Raw genomic sequence first — 4004 nt, forward strand, 5'->3', positions numbered from 1 at the left:
ATCCCAGTCAGGATAGCCAATCGCTATTCCCAACAATATGAGCTTGGAATCCGGTGTTCCTAATACCTTTCTCAATACCTCAGGGTATGAGTCTTAAGGCAGTGAATGCCTAATACCTTTATTCATTATAATCTGCCCGTATCAATGCCTGATACTAGCAATTTTTTGCCAGTTTTTATATTTTTCCTCGACGCTAGCCAGTTCGTCTTTACCGCGCGAGAACTTTTTCCAAGCGTCTGCGTTATTTTTCAAACGCTTGCAAAAAAAGCTTATATAGTCGATGCACTGAAGTGCCCTTTCACTTCTCGAGCGGCTTCTTCGGCTTTGTGGCTTGTGACCTGCCCCCACGTTTTGCAACGCCATACGCGGAATACTTAGGGTCCTATCGGCGACCCTAAGCGCCTTGGTTTTAGTCAGAATGTTCGGGAGGCTGCGAGAGCGTGGGCGGATAGAAATACCTTTGGCCCTCAGTTTGTTGTCGGCCCAGAAAGGGACGGACCATGCGCCAGTGATACCTAGTTCAGGTCCATCGCCGTCAGCTCTTTCGTCCTGCATCGGCGACCACTTGTGCGACAGTGATGCGCAACACTGCGCCATGCAGCCCTTTTTCGCACCCCGACAGCTGCAATAAAAAAGGGGCGCTGCAGATGCAACGCCCCTGATAATGTTACCTCGCAGCGTTTACTCTGCGGGGACACCAAGACCCGGTGCAAGACCGTTTCCGGTGGCACCTTCGATGTTGTCATGGGTTGTCGGCACGCCGGCTTTTTCGCGACGTGTGTCGTTATAGATCGCCTTGAGCAAGGCAATTGCCATAAGCGCCATCACAACTGAGAACGGCAATGCCCCGATGACCATCGCGGTCTGGATGGCTGTGGTCCCTCCGGAGATCAAGAGTCCGGCCACAACGAGGGCCAAGGCCACACCCCAGAACAAGATATGAGGGCGCGATTTGGGGCCTTCATCACCAGCCGCATTGATGGTGTTCACGATCAGCACAGCAGAGTCAGCAGACGTAACAAGGAAGGTCATCAGCAAGACAACGATGAGCAATGCCATCCCCCATGCTAGCCATTCACTAATCGGGCTAAGCATGAATTCGGTCATCGCAAAGATCTTGTCGCCATTTGCGGCATCAAAGATCACACCGTTAGCGGCACCGTTCAGTTCAAGGTCGATCGCAGTGCCGCCAGCCCATGCGAACCAGACGAAACACATCAGCGCTGGCACAATCAATGCGCCAAGTACGAATTCGCGTATCGTCCGCCCGCGTGAAATCCGCGCAAGGAACAGCCCTACGAAAGGTGCAAAAGCGATCCACCATGCCCAGTAAAACACCGGCCACCAGCCCTGCCACTGTGCGAGTAGAAAGGATTCAGACCCTTCAACACCATCTGAACGGAACACCGTCAGGCTCAGCTCTGGCAGCGCCAGAACATAGTCCCAAAGGCCGATGAACATCGCATTGAAACCGAACCACGTAGCACCGAAAATGATGAAGAAACCAAGCAGGACAATCGACAATGCCATGTTGATGTTCGACAGCCATTTGATGCCTTTTCCCACACCGGAAAGCGCAGACAGGGTGGACAGGCCCATGATCACAGTCAGTGCGATAATGATGCCTGTGGTCGTGGCAGCGCCCTCTGCGTCGGCAAGACCGCCAATGCCGATACGGCTTAGACCCGCAACGAACTGATCAACGCCAAAGCCCAAGGTTTGCGCCACACCAAGAATGGTGGCCACCACGGCGACAACGTCGATAACATGCCCAAGTATTCCGGCAAGGCTTTGACCGAACAGGGGCGTGAGGCCGGACCGGATCGTCAGGGGCAGGCCGCGACGGTAGCTGAAGAATGCCAAAGACAGACCGCAGATCGCATAGCAGGCCCATGCGCTGAAGCCCCAATGGAGGAACGACCATTTATAGGCCATCCGCACGTTGTCGGCGGCACCGCCTGTCGTGAGGCCCATAATTGTTTCGGGGTTGCTGCCAAAGTGCGAGACCGGTTCGGCCACGGCCCATGTCAGCATGCCAACGCCGATCCCCGCACCGAACATCATCGAAAACCATGAGAAATTGCTGAATTCCGGCTTTTCATGGTCAAGGCCAAGGTTCAGGCGTCCGGCGGCTGGCCAGACGGCAAGCACAAAGCAAACGATGATAAAAAAGGCGACGACCCAAATATACCAAGCTGCAAAGTTTTGAAGAATGAATGCGTTAAAGCCATTCAGAACGGCACCCGATTGGATCGGCCAAAAGATCGCCCAAACGACAAGAATTGAGATGATAATTTTGGCGGGCACAGCGACAGCTGTGGAAAACCCGTTGTAAAATCCACCGTCTTTTGTGTTGATGTCCAACTCCGTAAGTGGCGGTTTTAATTTTCTTATTTTTGACACTAGTGTCTCCCGTTGTTTTCTATTTCTGCCATTTTTTAAATTTCTATTTGGCAGTATCTTTCCCCCAAAGCTCCCCAAACCCCTAAGAGTTTTCTGGTTTTCTATTGCTATTGATCAATTTGCTTACCGGTAAGCAACTCGTCAGCGGCGCTTTCAGATTCCTCATGGGCCGCGGGGGCAGTTGTTTCATCAGCGACACATGCTGACTGGAAGGGGCGCAATCACTATGCTGGGACCAAAAGCTGGCACCAACAACAGGCGGTGAACGCCATGCGGCTCCTGATTTCAAATTATACCAGCTTCGGCATAGGGAACAGCCGTAAGCGACACATGGCTTCTTTCGGCGTCACGGGGTGCGTATGCCTGAATGTGTTCGTGTCGGCAACACGCGATCTTTTGTAGCCCACCGGTCTTTGTGGTGGCGCGTGGCGCGTGCGTCTGATCGGTGATATCACATTGGCCAAGGAACTGAACGCGCTGATCAAGCTGACCGCGCGGCATCACAAGACGATAGGATGACGAATATGACGACCATTGCACTTGCCATACACGGTGGTTGCGGCGTGCTGCCATTGGACAGTATGAGCGCTGAAGAATGGGCCGAGGCCCGGCAGGATCTGGTGCGCGCGCTGACCGCCGGTTGGTCTGTCCTCAAGGGCGGCGGGTCGGCTGTGGACGCAGTCCAAGCTGCGGTGGTGGTGATGGAGGACAGCCCCCATTTCAACGCCGGTCACGGGGCCGCGTTGAATGAGGATGGCATTCACGAATTGGACGCCTCGATCATGGATGGTGCAACGCTTGAGGCGGGTGCCATCAGCGCGGCACGTGGCATTCGCAATCCCGTGCGTGCGGCGCATGCGCTGATGAACGACGGTCGTGCCGTGTTCCTGACAGGTGCCGCAGCAGATGATTTCGCGGCCGGTGCCGGCCTTGCGGTCGTGGGGCAGGACTACTTTACGACGCAAAAGCGCATCGAGGCCCTGACCGCGATGAAGGCCCATGCCGCAGCCGGAACCGAAGCCAGTGAGAACGAAAAACACGGGACAGTCGGCGCGGTCGCGCTGGACGCGGCGGGGCATCTGGCTGCCGCCACCTCGACCGGGGGGTACACCAACAAGCCCGCAGGTCGCGTCGGCGATAGCCCGGTGATCGGTGCGGGCACTTATGCGCGCGACGGGGTCTGCGCTGTGTCGGGCACCGGCAAGGGCGAATTCTTTATCCGCCATGTGGTGGGCCACGAGATCGCGGCGCGGATTTCCTATTTGGGCGAAACAGTCCAGCAGGCGGCAGAGCATGTGGTGCATGTCGATCTGGCGGGATCGTCCCAGACCACCGGGATCATCGGCGCCGGCGTGGTGGCGCTGGACAGCGCTGGTCAGCTTAGCGCGCCGTTCAACACCGCTGGTATGTTTCGGGGCTGGGTCACACCCGATGGTCGGGCCTTTGTTGCGACCCACCAAGACGTCCACGAAGTGCAGCCCTGACAACCCGGCCCCTCGCGCGCCCGCTGTCAGCCTCTGCCACGGTAGGGGGGGACCCCTTGGTCTGGAATCCAGACATCAGCCGGCGTGGCACCGGTTTGCCAGAAAACATCTATCGGA

The 4004-nt window shown here is 56.3% G+C and carries 2 protein-coding genes and 1 pseudogene; 1 reads left to right on the forward strand and 2 read right to left on the reverse strand.

The genetic code is table 11. The annotated features are described in order from the left end of the window. Nucleotides 1-681 precede the first annotated feature (681 nt). The gene (locus ABYT07_RS19525) at nt 682-2364 is read right to left on the reverse strand and encodes a BCCT family transporter (protein WP_372993686.1); all 1683 of its coding nucleotides are present in this window, start codon (nt 2362-2364) and stop codon (nt 682-684) included. Between the two features lie 563 nt (nt 2365-2927). Between ABYT07_RS19525 and ABYT07_RS19530 the strand changes: the two genes are divergently transcribed. Next, the gene (locus ABYT07_RS19530; protein ID WP_372993687.1) at nt 2928-3887 is read left to right on the forward strand and encodes an isoaspartyl peptidase/L-asparaginase family protein; all 960 of its coding nucleotides are present in this window, start codon (nt 2928-2930) and stop codon (nt 3885-3887) included. Nucleotides 3888-3913: 26 nt separating this feature from the next. Here ABYT07_RS19530 and ABYT07_RS19535 read toward each other — a convergent pair. Next, nucleotides 3914-4004 (reverse strand): annotated as a pseudogene (locus ABYT07_RS19535) (NADPH-dependent 7-cyano-7-deazaguanine reductase QueF); the annotation flags it as partial.

The sequence above is a fragment of the Sulfitobacter sp. genome (assembly GCF_041552635.1).
Lineage (GTDB): Bacteria > Pseudomonadota > Alphaproteobacteria > Rhodobacterales > Rhodobacteraceae > Sulfitobacter.

Bases quoted from the DNA above. Each gene is read 5' to 3' on its own strand.
- ABYT07_RS19530 (WP_372993687.1), top strand. From the start codon at position 2,928: ATGACGACCATTGCACTTGCCATACACGGTGGTTGCGGCGTGCTGCCA.